The organism is Dietzia sp. MNB45 (assembly GCF_051994785.1).
Classification (GTDB): domain Bacteria; phylum Actinomycetota; class Actinomycetes; order Mycobacteriales; family Mycobacteriaceae; genus Dietzia; species Dietzia kunjamensis.
Genome location: NZ_CP163397.1, coordinates 1,237,241 through 1,253,618, shown reverse-complemented (window position 1 = coordinate 1,253,618; position 16,378 = coordinate 1,237,241). Strand labels below are relative to the sequence as shown.

Genomic DNA, 16,378 nt, shown 5'->3' with positions numbered 1-16,378 from the left:
TATCGCTCACACGGGGAGCAGGCTCGCGACGACCGTCGTGAGCTGTTCGACGTTGCGGCACTCGTGCATGGGGACGTACTGGGAGTACAGCCTGGCGGCCGAATCGCCGGTCCCCCACTGCCGCTTGGGCTCCGGGTTGAGCCAGTGGGTGTGTCCGACCCGCTCGCTGACGAACTCGAGTGCCTCGACGGACGGATCCCGGTAGTTGTTGCGGCCGTCTCCCAGGATGAGCAGCGACCCCGTCCTGGTCAGGGTGTGGGCGTACCTGTCCGCGAAGCCCGCCAGTGCGTGGCCGTAGTCGGAGTGACCGTCGTAGGTGACGATCTCGGCCTCGCGGACCATCCGGCTCATCGCGGATCCGAGGTCCGACCCGGTCTCGAAGAACGAGGTCACCTCGTCGGTGGTGTCGACGAACGCGAACACCCGTACCCGGGAGAACTGCTCCCGGAGCGAGTGCACCAGCTGGAGGGTGAAGTGGCTGAACCCGGCCACCGAGCCGGACACGTCGCACAACACGACCAGCTCCGGACGGGCCGGGCGGGGCTTGCGCAGCACCAGTTCCACGGGGACGCCGCCGGTGGACATGGACCGGCGCATGGTCTTGCGCATGTCGATCGCACCGTGCCGGTGACGACGCCGGCGGGCCGCAAGTCGGCTGCCCAGTTGCCTGGCCAGCGGACCCACCCTGCGGCGCAGTGCCTGCAGGTCCTGGTCGTTGGCCCGCAGGAAGTCGACCTGTTCGGCCGCGGGCCCCACCGCGTACTGCGCGACGCGGTCGCGGCCCACGGTCTCGGCGGTGCGGCGGCGGGTCTCGTCGGCGACCTCCCGCAGGAAGCCACGGACCAGGTCGGCGGCCGAATTGGCGGCCGCGGTCTTCTCGGCGTGCCGCTGGGAACCGTCCGGGTCGAAGGGGTCGGCGCCGAGCAGCCCGTCCAGGATCCGCTTCATGATCGAGTTGGTGTCGAGCGGGCTCAGTGCCTGGTAGGCGGAGTAGCGCGGTCCGTTCACCGAGTCGTACGAGCCCAGCTGCTCGACCAGGAGTTCCGCCAACGCCCGGGCCTTGGCCCGCGACTCCACGGTGTCCTCGAGCAGGAGCGACGCGATGAGCTCGTTCAGAGCGTCCGGATCCACCTTGCCGTCGTCGTCGGTCGGGATCTCCACCTCGAGCGTCACCGCGTCGCCCGCGGTGTGGGACCCCACGGCGGCCGGGAACCACAGGTCGAAGAGCTGGTCGAACACCCCACGGTGCGTGGACTTGTGCAGGATCGTCGAGGCCAGCGCCTCGCGCAGCGCGGCGCGGTCGAGCAGGTCGACGTGCACCATCGCCGCGGCGGCGTCCACGGCCTCGCTCGGGCCGACGGGGATGCCCTTGCGGCGCAATGCGTCGACGAAGTCGACGAGGTGACCGGACATCCCGCCCGGGGCCCTGTCGGTCATTCCACCCACCTCCCTGTCACCCACGGCCCTAGTTGAGCCGGAGCTCGGCGGCCGCGCGCAGCTGGTCGGACTGGTGCTTGAGCACCACGCCGAGCGTCTGCAGGACGACCTCGTCGTCGATGGTGTCCAGGCCCAGCGCCACGAGCGTGCGACCCCAGTCGATCGTCTCCGACACGCTCGGCACCTTCTTCAGCGCCATCGCGCGCAGGACGCCCACCACGCGCACGAGCTGCTCGGCCAGCCGGTCGTCCAGCTCGGGCACCCTCGAGGCCAGGATCTTGCGCTCGAGCTCGGGCGTCGGGAAGTCCAGGTGCAGGTAGAGGCACCGCCGCTTGAGCGCCTCGGACAGCTCGCGGGCCGCGTTGGAGGTGAGCACCACGAACGGGCGTCGGGAGGCCTCGATGGTCCCGAGCTCGGGGATGGTCACCGCGAAGTCGCTGAGGACCTCCAGCAGCAGCCCCTCGATCTCGATGTCGGCCTTGTCCACCTCGTCGACGAGCAGGACGGTGGGCTCACTGCGCCGGATGGCGGTGAGCAACGGCCGGGAGAGCAGGAACTCCTCGGCGAACACGTCGTCGCGCGTGGAGTCCCACCCCTCGCCCTGACCGGCCTGGATCCGCAGGATCTGCTTGGCGTGGTTCCACTCGTAGAGCGCACGGGCCTCGTCCACGCCCTCGTAGCACTGCAGGCGGATGAGTTCGGCCTCCGTGGCGGCGGCGACGGCCTTCGACAGCTCCGTCTTGCCGACACCGGCCGGGCCCTCGATGAGCAGCGGCTTGCCCAACCGGTCGGCGAGGTAGACCACCGTCGCGGTCGACCGGTCGGCCAGGTACCCCTGTCCACCGAGGGCCTCGATGACGTGGTCGATGCTCTCGAATGCGGGTCGCTGGGCGGTGCGGGCTCGGTCCATCGGGTGGGTCCTTTTCGGTTCGGGGTCGTCGGTGGCGGGCCGGCGGGTGGCCCGGGCGCGCGTGCTCTACGGCCGCACGTGCCCCTTGCCGTGGGCGATCCACTTCGTGCTGGTCAGTTCCTCGAGCCCCATCGGGCCGCGGGCGTGGAGTTTCTGGGTGGAGATACCGATCTCGGCGCCGAAGCCGAACATCTCCCCGTCGGTCCAGGCGGTGGAGGCGTTGACCATCACCGCCGCCGCGTCGACGCGGGCGCAGAACCGGTCGGCCACGTCGATGCTGCGGGTGGAGATGGCCTCGGTGTGGCCCGAGGACCAGCGGTCGATGTGCTCGATCGCCTCGTCCACCCCGTCAACCACCTTGAGCGCGATGTCCATGCTGAGGTACTCCTCGCCCCAGTCGACGTCGTCGGCGGGGACGAGGCCCTCGCGGTCGCCGTGGACGGTGACGCCGGCCGACCTCAACGCCCCCACGACGCGGTCCACGGCCGCGTCGCCGAGAGCGGAGTCGAGCAACACCGTCTCGGTGGCGTTGCAGACGCTGCAGCGACGGGTCTTCCCGTTGAGCAGCAGGCTGATGGCCTCGTCCAGGTCCGCGTCTCCGTGGATGTAGAGGTGACAGTTGCCGGTGCCGGTCTCGATGGCCGGGACCTTGGCGTTCTCCACCACGGCCTGGATCAGCCCCGCACCACCGCGGGGTATGACGACATCCACCAGACCGCGCGCCTGGATGAGGTGGGTGACCGACGACCGGTCCTCGGACGGCAGGAGCTGGACCGCATCGACGGGCAGGCCGTGCTCCGCGAGGACACCGCGGAGCACCTCGACCAGCGCCTCATTGGAGTTGCGGGCCGAGCGCGACCCCCGCAGCAGTGCGGCGTTGCCCGATTTGAAGGCGAGCCCGAACGCGTCGACGGTGACGTTGGGGCGACCTTCGTAGATCATCCCGACCACGCCGAGCGGGACCCGGACCTGTCGCAACTGCAGCCCGTTGGGGCGGGTCGAGCCACGTGTGACGGTGCCGACCGGGTCCGCCAGGCCGGCCACCTGGCGCAGACCGCCGGCGATGCCCTCGATCCGCTCGGCGGTGAGCCGCAGCCGGTCGAGCATGGCCTCGCCCATTCCGGCCTCGGACTGCTCGGCGAGGTCCCGGGCGTTGGCCTCGAGGATCGTCGACTCCGCCACCACGAGGGCGTCGGCGGCGGCCTGCAGCAGTGCGTTCTTGCGGTCCGCGGTGAGCAGGGCCAGCTCGCGCGAGGCGGACCGGGCCCGGCGGGCGGCGTCGTGGACGGCGTCGCGGGTCGGGTCCGCGGCGGGCCCGGCGTCCGTCTGGCCAGTGAGGTCGGAAGCGTCGAGGTGGCTGGCTGTCATACGTTCCAGCTTACCGATGCGGCCGGCGGAGCCACCTCCGACGAGTCAGACCGTCGGGACGGCTCCGGTCTCGCGCACGGCGAACTCCCGGAATCGGCGGGCCAGGTCCGGGTCGCCGGCAGGGCCCGATCGCTCACCGGGTCCGGGCGGGCCCGCGATCTGTCGGAAGCCCGTCGGTCCGATGTACGACGCCGGCGGCAGATCCTCCGTCGCCGCGAACAGCAGCGGGCGTGCCCCATCGGCGGCCGTGGGCACGATCCGCCGGCCGAGCAGGTTGAGCACGGCGTTGACCGGCGGGAACGGGGTCGGGTCGAGGATCGAGGTGGCGGCGAACCCGGGGTGCGCGAGCTGGACGTCCACCGCGGAGCCCGCGGCGGCGAGACGGGTCTGCAGGTCGAGTCCCCAGAGCATGCACGCCAGCTTCGACTGGGCGTACGCCGCCGCCATCGAGTAGGGGCGCTGTCGGAAGTGGGGGTCGTCGAAGTCGATCCGCCCCTTGGCGTGGGCCATCGAGGCCGTGATCACCACCCGCTCCCGGATCCGGGGCAGCAGGAGTTCGGTGAGCAGGAACGGCGCGAGGACGTTGACCCCCAGGTGCAGCTCGAAGCCGTCGGCGGTCTCCCGCCGGGTCTTGCTCATCAGTCCGGCGTTGTCCAACAAGATGTCGACGGGGTCCGTGTACGAGCTCGCGAACTCCCATACGGCGTGCAGGTCACTCAGGTCCAGCTCGTGGACCTCGGTGGAGCCGCCGATCTCCCCGGCCGCCGCCTCCCCCTCGGCGCGGGTGATGGACGGGAGCACGACGTGGGCGCCCCGGCGCGCGAGTTCACGCGCGGCTTCCTTCCCGATGCCGCTGGTGCCGCCCGTGACCACGATGGTCTTCCCGGTCAGGTCGGGCAGGTCGTCGACGGTCCACGCCGCGGAGCTCACGAGGCGGCCCCGTCGCTGCGCACGAGGACGGTGACCATGAAGCCGCTGTCGTCGTCGAACGGCAACAGATCCCACGTCGACCAGCGCTGCTGCACCCGCAGCCCGGCGCGGTCGGCGTCGCGGTCGAACTCCTCCCGGGTCCAGCCCCGGTCGAGCCCGAAGCCCACGACCAGGCGGCCGGCCCTACCCTCGGTGCCCTCGTCCGCCGTGGCGAGCCGCGCGGCGAGGTTGGTCAGCACGGTGCCGCGGTCGGCGGGGTCGACGAAGGCCAGGACGTTGCCCGCCGACACGGCGAGATCGAACGGCCCGCGGGGCCAGCCCTCGTCCGCCAGGTCCGCGACCTCCCACGATGCCTCCGGGCACAGCTCCCGCGCCCGCTCAATCAGGTGGGGGTCGAGGTCGACGCCGGTGACACGGTGACCACGCGAGTGCAGGTAGGCGCCGGTGCGCCCCTGACCACAACCCACGTCGAGGATCCGGGCACCGCGCGGGACCATCGCGTCGATCAGCCGCGCCTCGCCGTCGATGTCCACTCCCTCGGCCACCATGTCGTCCCACCGTCGGGCGTACCGCCGGGAGTGCTCGGGGTCTGCCTCCACGATCTGCTTCCATGTCTGAGCCATGCGGCCCAGTATGGCCGCAGGGAGCGACATACGTCGCGGAGGACGACGACGACGAGGGCGGCCGCCGCCGGGCCGGCGGAACGCGGCGGTCACGGGCCGATGGCGCGGAGGAGGCGGAAGGTGGGCAGATCGGCTCCCCTGGTCTGGTTGACGAGGGTGACCGCAAGGGTCCCGCCGACGGTGTCGACGACGGCGATCGACCGGAACCCGCCGGTGCCGCCGTTGTGCCACAGGGTGCCCGGGCCGGCGCGATGCCACCCGAGCCCCATCCGTTCGGGCCCGGACGGCGGCGTGGCCTGCGTGAGTCGGACGGCGTCCTCGAGGTCGGTGGTCGACGGATCGAGGTGCGCGGCGAGGAACCGCGTCATGTCGGCCGCCGTGGAGCGCAGCGCTCCCGCGCCCGGCATTCCGCGCAGCGGCCACGGTTCGGCGCCGCGGCGGCGGCTGCGGTGCCCGAGGGCCGTTCGCCGCCGCTGCTCGTCGGTCATCTGATCCTCGGTCACGGTGTCGGGCATGCCCAGTGGTCCGCAGATCCGGTCGCGGACGAGCGCCCCGAAGTCGGCCCCGGTCGCGCTGGTCATCGCGATGCCGAGAAGGCCGAAGCCGAGATTCGAATACCTCGGCGTGTCCTGCCCCGGGTGCCGACGCGGGCGGAGGCCACGGAGTCCGGCGAGGACGTCCGATTCCGTGAGGTCCACATAGGGATCCGCACCCGTGCGCACGTAGGCGAGGTTCTCCCGGAGCCCCAGCCGGCCGGGCGTCCTGGGGAGCCCGGAGGTGTGGGTCGCGAGGTGCTGCAACGTGATCGGGTCGTCGTCGCCACCCGGCAGGTCCGTGCCGGTGGGGAGCAGGTCCCGGACCGGGGTGTCCAAGCGCCACTGCCCCCGGACGACACCGTCGGCCAGCAACAGGGCGGTGAACACCTTCGTGACGGAGCCGATCTCGAAGAGCGTGTGGGCGTCCGGCGTGGCGCCCCGACCGGTGTCCCCGCGTGCAGCGGTGTGGACGCCGCCCGGTGGCCCGGCAGCCATCACGACCCCGACCCGCCGCCGCGACACTCGGTCCGTCGCCCGCTCGACCTGCCCCGCGATTCCCTGCCCACCACTGGTCACGGGGCCGAGTAAACGCTCCCGGGCTCCGCTCCGCAGGTGAGCTGTCGGAGCGGTGGGGCACGATGGGCCCATGACCTCGACAGCGGACCGTCCCACTTCCGACGACCCGGCCACCGGGGACCGGGCCGCCCTCCGGGCCCGCGCCGACGAACTGCTCAGCGCCCTCGCCGGCCCGGGCGCCGTCCTGCGCGAGGACCAGTGGGTCGCCATCGAGGCCCTGGTGGCGGACCGGCGACGCGCGCTGGTGGTCCAGCGCACCGGCTGGGGCAAGTCGGCGGTGTACTTCATCGCCGCCCGGTTGCTCCGCGAGCTGGGGTCGGGCCCCACCGTGATCGTCTCGCCGTTGCTCGCACTCATGCGGAACCAGGTCGAGTCCGCCGCCCGGGCCGGGGTGCGGGCGGCCACCATCAACTCGGCCAACATGACCGAGTGGGACGAGGTCCGCTCGGCGGTCCGGGCCGGTGAGGTCGACGTGCTGCTGGTGAGCCCGGAGCGTCTCAACAACCCCGACTTCCGGGACACGGTCCTGCCCGCGCTCGCAGCGGACGCCGGCCTCGTGGTGGTGGACGAGGCCCACTGCGTCTCGGACTGGGGTCACGACTTCCGGCCGGACTACCGGCGTATCCGCACCCTGCTCGCCGATCTGCCCCACGGCGTGCCGGTCCTGGCCACCACGGCCACGGCCAACGACCGGGTGGTCCGCGATGTCGCGCAGCAGCTCGGGGTCGGTGAGTCCGCCTCGGAGGACACCCTCGTCCTGCGAGGCGGACTGGACCGCGAGTCGCTGCGGCTGTCGGTGGTGGCTATCGACGACTCGGAGAAGCGCGCCGCCTGGCTCGTGGAGAACCTCGAGTCGATGCCGGGCAGCGGCATCATCTACAGCCTCACCGTCGCGGCGGCCGAGGACATGGCCGAACTACTCACCTCGGCCGGGCACCGTGTCAGCTCCTACACCGGCCGCACCGACGCCGGTGAACGCGAGGAGCTGGAGCGCGCGCTGATCGACAACGAGGTCAAGGCCCTGGTCGCCACCTCCGCGCTGGGCATGGGCTTCGACAAGCCGGACCTGGGCTTCGTGGTCCACCTGGGTGCCCCACCCTCCCCCATCTCCTATTACCAGCAGATCGGCCGCGCCGGGCGTGCCGCCGACCGCGCCGAGGTGGTCCTGCTGCCCGGGCCCGAGGACCGCGCGATCTGGAATCACTTCGCCTCCCTGGCGTTCCCGCCCGAGGAGGTGGTGCGGCGGGTCCTCGACGCGCTGGAGCCCGACCGACCGCAGAGCACGCAGGCGCTCGAACCCGCCGTCGACCTCGGCCGCAACCGGCTCGAGATGGTGCTCAAGGTCCTCGACGTCGACGGCGCGGTCCAGCGCGTCCGGGGTGGCTGGGTGGCCACCGGTCGGCCGTGGCACTACGACGCCGAGCGGTACGCGGGGCTGGCGGAGGCACGGCAGTCCGAGCAGCAGGCGATGCTGGAGTACCAGCGCACCGGGTCCTGCCGCATGGAGTTCCTCCGCGGCCAGCTCGACGACCCCACCCTCGACCCGGCCTCCGACGGCTGCGGTCGCTGCGACAACTGCACGGGTCAGCGCCGCACCACGGACGTCGACTCCGGGGCCCTGACCCGCGCCCGCGAGGCCCTCGAACGGCCCGGCGTGGTCCTGCCGCCCCGCCGCCAGTGGCCCACCGGCCTCGCCAAGCTCGATGTCCCGCTCAAGGGCAAGATCGCCGACGGCCCCGCCGAGGGCCGGGCTCTGGCCCGCCTGACCGATCTCGGCCTGGGCCAGAAGCTGCGCGCCCTGCTCGCCGAGCCCGACCAGGACGCTCCGGAATGGCTCGCACGCGCGTGTATTCCCGTCCTCCGCGAGTGGGGCTGGGCCGACCGGCCCACCGGCGTGGCCGCCCTCCTCACCGGCGAGCACCCGCAGCTGGTCACCACTCTCGCCCATGCCCTGGCGCAGATGGGTCGCATGGAACATCTCGGGGAGATCTCCCGCGATCCGGCCCTGCCCGCGGTGACGGCCCAGAACTCCGCGTACCGCGTGGCTCAGTTGTGGGGCACGTTCTCCGGCCCGTCGACGCCGTCCGAGGGCCCCGTCCTCCTGGTCACCGACCTGCTCGGGACGGGGTGGACGATCACCGAGGCGGCCCGGCATCTCCGCTCCTCCGGGGTCCCCGCCGTCCTGCCCCTGGCCGTGGCCACAGCCGGCTAGGTGTGATGTACGGCTAGGTGTGATGTCCGGCTGGGTCGCCGCCCGCGCATCGACAGACCGGAGTCCGGCACGGGATCATCGACCCATGGGTAATGCAACGAGACCGTCACCGTCGGCCGGGCCGGGGTTCACCACGATCCGGTCGGACCCGTCATGAGCGCCCTCACGGTGCTCGCCCTCGCGGTGGGATTCGTCCTGCTCATCGGCGGCGGCGAAGTGCTGGTGCGAGGCGCCGGCGGTCTGGCCGCGACCCTCGGGATCTCCCCGCTGGTGGTGGGACTCACCGTCGTCGCCTTCGCCACCTCCGCGCCGGAGTTCGCGGTGAGCGTCGACGCCGCGCTGAGCGGATACCCGGGGTTGGCCGTCGGCAATGTGGTGGGCAGCAACATCGCGAACATCCTGCTCATCCTGGGCCTGACAGCGATCGTCGCCCCGCTGGTGGCGACGTCCCGGATCGTGCGCGTCGACATCCCCATCATGGTGCTGTTCTCGGTGGTCGCGCTGCTGGTGGCGCTCGACGGCACGATCAGCTTCCTCGACGGTCTGCTGTTGTTCGCCGGCCTCGTGGCGTATGTGGTGGCGACGATCGTCATCTCGCGCAAGCAGGATGGAGGCCGGGCCGCCGCGGCACCGGAGGACCCGGTCGCTGACGGCGCCGGTGGTGGCGACGCCGCCGTCGACGGCGCGGGTGATGGCGACGCGGGTGGCGCCAGTGCCGGCGAGACGCGGTCGTCCGGCGTCGCGTCGTCACACCCGGTTCTGGTCAGCAGCGTCTTCGTGGTCGTCGGAGTGGCCCTGCTGGTGGTCGGCGCGCGACTACTCGTCGCGGCGGCGAGTGATCTCGCGTCGGCATGGGGGATGAGTGACCTGGTCATCGGCCTCACGGTGGTGGCGGTCGGGACGTCGCTGCCGGAGCTCGCCACGAGCGTGGTGGCGGCGATCCGCGGCGAACGGGACCTGGCCATCGGCAACATCGTCGGTAGCAACATGTTCAACATCGGTGCCGTTCTCGGGATGACCTCGCTCATCACGCCCATCGACGTCGCCCCCGGGGCCGTCCGCTTCGACCTGCCGATCATGCTCGCCGTCTCGCTGGCCCTGCTCCCGGTCGCCTTCACCGGTATGGCGATCAAGCGGTGGGAGGGACTGCTCTTCGCCGGCTTCTACGCCGCGTATGTCGTCTACGTGGTGCTGCAGGCGGCCGACCACGACGCGTTGGATCCGTTCAGCGCCGCCATGCTCTGGTTCGTCATCCCCATCACCGCGCTGTGGCTCATCGTGCTGGCCACCTATGAACTCGGTGTGCTGCGGGGGCGCCGACAGGCGCGGGACCGGCGAGTCGAGGCGGGGGCGCGCGGAGCGGACGAGGAGGGCCCCACGGAGGTGACGACCGGCGACGGCTGAGCACCCTCGCCGGGCCCGTTCGCCGAGGACCTCCGGTTCAAACGGTGAGTCGGAGGCTCCGGAGGCGACGGACCAGAAGACTCTGGTGCCATTGTGTCTGCGATACGTCGATCTCGAGGTCCCCGCCGATCTCGAGGAGGAAGTCGAGTGCGGCGCGGGATTCCATGCGCGCCAGGGCCGCACCCAGGCAGAAGTGGATGCCGCGCCCGAACGACAGGTGCGAGCCCTCATCGCGGTCCGGTCTGAACCGGTCCGGGTCCCCGTACCGGTGGGGGTCCCGGTTGGCGCTACCCCACAGGAGGAAGAGGTGGGTGTCCGCGGCGAGAGCGGTCCCACCGAGTTCGGTGTCCGTGGTGACGTGGCGGTAGTGCCCCCGGAAGGGCGCATCCGTTCTGAGGGTCTCCTCGATGAACGGCGAGCGGCGCCCCGGGTCCGACCGGAGTGTGTCGATGTGCTCGGGGTGCTGCCCCAGGCGCCATACCAGGGTGCCCAGGTGGCCCACGGTGGATTCGATTCCGGCCGCCACGAGCTGGACCAGGACCTGCACCGCGGCGTCGTGGGAGATGTCGCCACGCTCCAGCTCACGGGCGAGTGCCCCGAGCACCGAGGCGCTCTGCCCGGCCTCCGCCCCGGTCACAGCGGCGGAGAGGTAGTCGACCAGCTCCCCGGCCGACCGGAGCGAGTCGTCGAACTCGTCGGCCGTGACCATCCCGTCCAACATCCTGGTACTGGCGAACGCCCATTCCCACAGTCGGTCGGCATCCTGTGGCGGCAGCCCCATGAGCTTCGCGACGACGGCGGGCGGGAGACGCTCGGCGATGTCCCTCACCCAGTCGATCCCGCCGTCTCGCCAGCCGTCCGCCCACAGTTCTCGCAATCGCCCACACCAGACGCCAGGATCCCTGGACGGCGAGGACGGCCAGCCCGCCCAGGGCGATCAGCCCGACGCCCGTACCGGTGGTGATCATCGCCAGCGCCCTGGGCTGGTGTCGGGCGGTCACCGTCCGGGTGACGATGTCCGAGTACGGCGCCCAGACCCAGCCGCCCGCGCTGCCGGCCAGAACCGCGCCCACCGCGAGCAGCCACGGCGACTGGGCGGTCACCACGATGGCGGCACCGAGCGCGCCGCAGACCCCGCCCACGGTGGTCGGTGCGCGCGGTCCACGCTGGGCCGTCAGGGGTCCCGCGAGCAGCAGGCCGGCCAGGTAGCCGACGAACGAGGCGCTGGCGACGAGCCCGAGCACCAGCTCCGGCAGACCGAGGTCCCGGCGGATGTCGGGCAGGGTGAGCCCGTAGACGTACCGCGCCATGCCGAAGGCGACGCCGACGACCGCCGCGCCGGCGATACCGATCCTCGCCGCGGAGAGCGTGCGCTCCTCGCCGCCGCCCGCGCCGATCAGGCCTCCCGCACCATCGCCCGGCCCGCCTTGAGGCCCGAGAAGATGCACCCGCCGAGGAACGTCCCCTCCAGCGAGTTGTACCCGTGCACGCCGCCGCCGCCGAAGCCGGCGACCTCGCCCGCCGCGTACAGGCCCGGGAAGGGCTCGCCGTCGGGGGTCAGGCACTGGGAGTCGAGGGTCGTCTCGATGCCGCCGAGCGTCTTGCGGGTCATGAGGTGCACCTTGACCGCGATGAGCGGGCCGCCGGAGCCGGCCGCCGAGCCCGTGCCCTGGCCCGAGTCCCTGAGCAGCCGGTGCGGCTTGGCCAACCGGGTGAGCTTGTCGGTGAGGACGCGCCGCGCGTTGTGGATGGCCTGCACCTGGGCGTCCTTGGCGAACGGGTTGTCCATCTGCCCGTCCATCGCCAGGACGAACTCGCGCACCCGCTCCACGTCGAGCTCCGGCTCCCCGTCGCGCAGCAGCGAGTTCATGCCGGCGACCATCTCCTCGAGGGTGTCCGCGACCACCCAGTCGACGCCCTTCTCGGCGAACTCGGCGATCGACGGCGGCAGTCCGCTTCCGGCCTTGGAGGCGAACTTCTTGATGCTCTTGTCCGTGAGCTCCGGGTTCTGCTCGGACCCGGAGAGGATGAACTCCTTGCCGGCGATGGCGGAGTCGAGGATGAACCAGGAGTAGTCCCGGCCGGTGCGGCGGATGGCCTCGATGGACGCCGTGGTGTGGAACCCCGGGAACAGCGGTACCGGCATCCGGTCGCCGTTCGCGTCCAGCCACAGGGTGGACGGCCCGGGGATGATGCGGATCGCGTGCGAGGGCCACACGGGCGCGTAGTGCTCGACGCCCTCGGTGTAGTGCCACATCCTGTCCCGGTTGATGAGGTTGGCCCCGGCCACCGCGGAGATCTCCAGGATCCGGCCGTCCACGTGCTCGGGCACCCCCAGGATCAGGCGCTCGGGAGCGTCGCCGAGCCGGTCCGCGGGCCAGTACCGACGAACGAGGTCGGGGTTGCCGCCGATACCGCCGGAGGCGAGGAGCACCGCCCCGGCCCGGAACTCGAACGCGCCGGTCTCCTCGCGCGGGGAGGCCACGCCCCGGTCGAGGTCGCAGGGAACGAGCGTCGCGCCGCGCACTCCGACGGCGCGACCGTCCTCGACCACGATCTCGTCGACCCGGTGACGTACGGCGAAGCGCACGAGCCCGGCCCGGGCGGCCTCCAGGACGGGTTCCTCGAACACCCGCACCACCTCGGGCCCGGTCCCCCAGGTCACGTGGAAGCGCGGGACGGAGTTGCCGTGCCCGGCCACGTCGCCGCCGCCGCGCTCGGCCCAGCCGACGGTGGGGATGATCCGCAGGCCCAGGTCGTGGAGGTACCGCCGCTTCTCCCCCGCGGCGAACTCGACGTAGGCACGCGCCCACTGCCGCGGCCAGTGGTCCTCCGGCCGGTCGAAGCCGGCGGAGCCGAGCCAGTCCCGCCACGCCAACTCGAGCGAGTCGGAGATCCCGATCCGCCGCTGCTCCGGGGTGTCCACGAGGAACAGTCCGCCGAGGGACCAGAACGCCTGACCGCCGAGGTTCTTCTCGTTCTCCTGGTCCACCACGAGCACCTTATTGCCCGCGCGGGTCGCCTCGTGGGTGGCGACCAGTCCGGACAGACCGTGCCCCACGACGATCACGTCCGGGGTGAAGCCCGGCTCCGGCGCGGGAAGCGGTCCGGTGTTGGCCGCCCGTGACGCCGACGGCGGCTGCCACTCCGGGTAGACGGGGTGGACGGGCCGGGCCTCGCCGGTGGTGCGGTGCGATCGGGACTCAGAGCGGCTCATGCGCCCCAGTGTGCCCGGTCACTCCAGCAGGTGGCGCAGATACCGTTCCGGCGCGTCGAGATAGCGCCGGTGGTGGTCGACCATCGCCAGATCCTCCCACCGGGTGCGGTGCATCCCGGCGTCGGAGAGCTCGTACACCGCGGCGCCGGGCACCGAAGCGAGGATCGGCGAGTGGGTGGCCATGAGCACCTGCGCCCCGCGCCGGTCGGCCAGCTCGAGCAGCAGGGCGACCAGTCGGAGTTGGGCGTCGAAGGACAGTCCGGCCTCGGGCTCGTCCAGCACGAACAACCCGCCGCCGGAGAACCGCGAGGTGGTGACAATATCCCAGAACGCCTCACCGTGGCTGCGGGAGTGGAAGTCCTGCTCCGGGCCGGAGGACTGCAGGTAGGTGAACATGCCGTGCATGGTCTCGGCGCGCAGGAAGTAGCCCCACTTCGGCGCGCCCCCGCCCCGGACCAGCCGCAGTGAGTCGTGCAGCGGGGACTCCGACTCCCAGGTGACGTCACGGCCGTTGACCGACCCGCCCTCGGCGCCGAGCCCGTACGCCATGGCGACGGCCTCGACGATCGTCGACTTGCCGGCGCCGTTCTCCCCCACGAGCACGGTGAGGTCGTCGAGTTCGAGTCCCTCGCGCAACAGCTGGGCCACCGCCGGGATCGAGTACGGCCACCGCCCCGCCCCGGCCGACACGGGCTCGGCCCGCTCGTCCACGCCCCCGTCGCGCTGCCGCTCGACGCGTACCACCGGTCGTGGATCGAGCACTCCACCTGCGGCCATGCCACGCACCCTACCGTCGGTCGGTACCGTTTCTCCCATGCGGATCCACCAGCTCAACTGCGGCACGATGGGGGGCCTCGTTCCGACGCGCGTGCTGCTCGTGGAGGCCCCGGACGGGCTCGTGCTGGTGGATTCCGGGATCGGGTTGCAGGACATCGCCGACCCGGCCGGCCGCCTCGGGACGATGCGTCACGCGCTGCGCCCGGCGCTGCGCACCGGCGAGACCGCGGTCCGCCGCATCGAGGCGCTGGGCCTGGATCCGCGGGACGTGCGGCACATAGTGCTGACCCACATGGACGCCGACCACATCGGTGGGCTCGCCGACTTCCCGGAGGCACAGGTGCACGTCGCCGCCCAGGCGCTGACGTGGGCGGTGCGCACGCCGCGGTTCGTCGAGCGCCGCCGGTACCGCCGCCCCCAGTGGTCGCACGGGCCGCGGTTCGTCGAGTACTCCTACGGGACCGACCGGTGGGAGGGCTTCCGGGCGCACCCCCTGGACCATGTCGCCGAGGGGATGATGCTGGTGGACCTGCCGGGCCACGCGGTGGGTCACGCCGGGGTGTTCGTGCCCGGTGGCGGTGACGACGACAAGGACCTCCTCCACGCCGGGGACGCCTTCTACCACCGGGGGCAGATCGGTCAGACGGGTCGCGTGCCGCGGTCGATCCCCGTCCTGGAACGCGCCCTGGCCCTGGAACCGGGCGCGGTGTCCCTGACGCACGCCAGGCTCGCCGGGTTGGCCCGGCGTCGCCACGGCACCCTCGACGTGGTGTGCGCGCACGACCCCTCGGGGCCCGGGGGCCTCTAGATGGCCAGGATCCGCGAAACCGCCTGGACGCCGGCCGAGCGCACGGAGGCGGACCCGGACCTGCCCGACCGCGCGGCCGCACTCGCCGAACTCCTCCGGGGCCGGCGGGCGGTGGTGCTCACCGGCGCCGGCATCTCGACCCCGTCGGGCATCCCCGACTACCGCGGGCCCGATTCGCCCGGCCGGACCCCGATGACGTTCCAACAGTTCGTGGGCGACCCCACGTTCCGCCGGCACTACTGGGCGCGCAACCACCTCGGGTGGCGGCACATGGAGGCCGCACGACCCAACGCCGCGCACCTCCTGCTCGCCGACTGGGAGCGTCGCGGCCTGGTCACCGGGGTGATCACCCAGAACGTGGACCTGTTGCACCTCAAGGCGGGCAACCGCCGGCTCGTGGACCTGCACGGGACCTACGCCGTGGTCATCTGCCTGGACTGCGGCCTGCGACAGAGCCGGTGGGCGCTGCACGAACAGCTCGAACGCCTCAACCCCGGCTTCATCGAACGCGTGACCTCCCGCGGCGCGATCGAGGTGGCGCCGGATGCCGACGCCGTCCTGGCCGAGACCTCCGACTTCCGCATGGTCGACTGTCGGGCCTGCTCGGGAGTCCTCAAACCGGACATCGTCTACTTCGGCGAGAACGTCCCCGCGCATCGCGTGCAGGAGGCCAACGCGCTCGTCGACGGGTCGGACCTCGTCGTCGTCGTCGGCTCCTCCCTGACCGTCCGCTCCGGATACCGGTTCGTACGGCGTGCGGTGACCACCGGCACGCCCGTCGCGGTGGTCAACCGCGGCCGCACCCGCGCGCACGGCGAGGCCACCCTGACGATCGACGGCGACTGCGTGGAGGTCCTCGAGCTGACAGATGCGGCCCTGCCGCGCCACGGGTGAGCGTCAAGGAGCAAAATAGGGCCATGCAGATCGCAAAGACACCGGAGACCGCGCTGGCCCGACTACTCCGCGGCAACGCCCGCTACGTGGCCGGGGAGAACCTCAACGAGCACAAAGACCCCTCTCGGCGCACCGAGCTCGCCGGCCAGCAGAATCCGTTCGCGCAGGTGTTCGGCTGCGCGGACTCCCGCGTCCCCGCCGAGGTCGTCTTCGACCAGGGGCTCGGCGACCTGTTCGTGATCCGCAACGCCGGCCACATCGTGGACTCGTCGGTGCTCGGGTCGATCGAGTTCGGGATCGAGGCCCTGAACATCCCGCTGACCCTGGTCCTGGGACACACCTCGTGCGGCGCGGTGGGCGCCACGATCACCGCCATCGACACGCACTCCACCCCGTCCGGGTACCTGCGCGACGTGGTCGAGCGGATCTCGCCGGCCGTGTTCGAGGCGCGGCGCGACCCGGACGCCGGGTACGACGACGTGGTGGTGGAGAACGTCCGCCACACCGTCACCGCGATCCGGCAGAAGTCGGCCGTCGTCGACCGCGCGATCACCGAGGGCCGCACCGCGATCGTCGGCGCGATCTACAACCTCGAGGAGGGGACCGTCACCCCGGTCCACACCGAGGGGACCGTCACGGAAGGCTGAGCGCGGGCCGACCGGGGTCGGTGGTCGGACCAGCGCTGG

At 72.0% G+C, this 16,378-nt stretch carries 14 protein-coding genes and 1 pseudogene; 5 read left to right on the top strand and 10 right to left on the bottom strand.

Features of this window, described 5'->3' with window-relative positions; genetic code table 11:
* Positions 1–6: 6 nt before the first annotated feature.
* From AB5G72_RS06120 to AB5G72_RS06095, 6 genes are all read right to left on the bottom strand, one after another.
* On the bottom strand, positions 7–1,437 hold the full coding sequence (locus AB5G72_RS06120; protein WP_440221240.1) for a vWA domain-containing protein: 1,431 nt from the start codon (positions 1,435–1,437) through the stop codon (positions 7–9).
* Between the two features lie 28 nt (positions 1,438–1,465).
* Positions 1,466–2,347 (bottom strand): AAA family ATPase, encoded by an 882-nt coding sequence (locus AB5G72_RS06115; protein ID WP_096905768.1) that lies wholly within the window; start codon positions 2,345–2,347, stop codon positions 1,466–1,468.
* Between the two features lie 66 nt (positions 2,348–2,413).
* Entirely contained in the window at positions 2,414–3,715 is a 1,302-nt protein-coding gene (locus AB5G72_RS06110; RefSeq protein WP_440221239.1) for a glutamate-5-semialdehyde dehydrogenase, read from the bottom strand.
* A gap of 45 nt (positions 3,716–3,760) precedes the next feature.
* Positions 3,761–4,645, bottom strand: coding sequence for an SDR family NAD(P)-dependent oxidoreductase (locus tag AB5G72_RS06105; RefSeq protein WP_440221238.1), 885 nt, complete (start codon positions 4,643–4,645; stop codon positions 3,761–3,763).
* Positions 4,642–5,268, bottom strand: coding sequence for a class I SAM-dependent DNA methyltransferase (locus tag AB5G72_RS06100; protein WP_182633926.1), 627 nt, complete (start codon positions 5,266–5,268; stop codon positions 4,642–4,644). The genes AB5G72_RS06105 and AB5G72_RS06100 overlap by 4 nt, the downstream gene beginning before the upstream one ends.
* Positions 5,269–5,357: 89 nt before the next feature.
* Positions 5,358–6,380 (bottom strand): serine hydrolase domain-containing protein, encoded by a 1,023-nt coding sequence (locus AB5G72_RS06095; protein WP_440221237.1) that lies wholly within the window; start codon positions 6,378–6,380, stop codon positions 5,358–5,360.
* Between the two features lie 70 nt (positions 6,381–6,450).
* Here AB5G72_RS06095 and AB5G72_RS06090 point away from each other — a divergent pair, with 70 nt between their 5' ends.
* Positions 6,451–8,592 (top strand): RecQ family ATP-dependent DNA helicase, encoded by a 2,142-nt coding sequence (locus AB5G72_RS06090; protein ID WP_440221236.1) that lies wholly within the window; start codon positions 6,451–6,453, stop codon positions 8,590–8,592.
* Between the two features lie 153 nt (positions 8,593–8,745).
* A complete protein-coding gene (locus AB5G72_RS06085) occupies positions 8,746–9,996 on the top strand; it encodes a calcium/sodium antiporter (protein WP_440221235.1) in 1,251 nt (416 codons plus the stop codon).
* Between the two features lie 37 nt (positions 9,997–10,033).
* On the opposite strand, the gene AB5G72_RS06080 is transcribed toward AB5G72_RS06085, so the two are convergent.
* From AB5G72_RS06080 to AB5G72_RS06065, 4 genes and pseudogenes are all read right to left on the bottom strand, one after another.
* Positions 10,034–10,825, bottom strand: a complete 792-nt coding sequence (locus AB5G72_RS06080) for a cytochrome P450 (protein ID WP_440221234.1) — start codon at positions 10,823–10,825, stop codon at positions 10,034–10,036.
* Positions 10,826–10,928: 103 nt separating this feature from the next.
* Positions 10,929–11,306: pseudogene (locus AB5G72_RS06075) on the bottom strand (MFS transporter); the annotation flags it as partial.
* An 86-nt stretch (positions 11,307–11,392) separates the two neighbouring features.
* The gene (locus AB5G72_RS06070; RefSeq protein ID WP_440221233.1) at positions 11,393–13,213 is read right to left on the bottom strand and encodes an FAD-binding dehydrogenase; all 1,821 of its coding nucleotides are present in this window, start codon (positions 13,211–13,213) and stop codon (positions 11,393–11,395) included.
* A gap of 18 nt (positions 13,214–13,231) precedes the next feature.
* Positions 13,232–13,990, bottom strand: a complete 759-nt coding sequence (locus AB5G72_RS06065; RefSeq protein ID WP_268091879.1) for an AAA family ATPase — start codon at positions 13,988–13,990, stop codon at positions 13,232–13,234.
* Between the two features lie 37 nt (positions 13,991–14,027).
* On the opposite strand from AB5G72_RS06065, the gene AB5G72_RS06060 reads away from it, so the two are divergent.
* From AB5G72_RS06060 to AB5G72_RS06050, 3 genes are read left to right on the top strand one after another with little or no spacing between them, the layout of a single operon-like run.
* A complete protein-coding gene (locus tag AB5G72_RS06060; RefSeq protein WP_440221232.1) occupies positions 14,028–14,798 on the top strand; it encodes an MBL fold metallo-hydrolase in 771 nt (256 codons plus the stop codon).
* Positions 14,799–15,692 carry a Sir2 family NAD-dependent protein deacetylase gene (locus tag AB5G72_RS06055; protein ID WP_440221231.1) on the top strand — a complete coding sequence of 298 codons (894 nt, stop codon included), beginning with the start codon at positions 14,799–14,801 and terminating at the stop codon, positions 15,690–15,692. It abuts the gene before it with no gap.
* Between the two features lie 23 nt (positions 15,693–15,715).
* On the top strand, positions 15,716–16,339 hold the full coding sequence (locus AB5G72_RS06050; protein ID WP_185951448.1) for a carbonic anhydrase: 624 nt from the start codon (positions 15,716–15,718) through the stop codon (positions 16,337–16,339).
* The last annotated feature ends 39 nt before the right edge of the window (positions 16,340–16,378 follow it).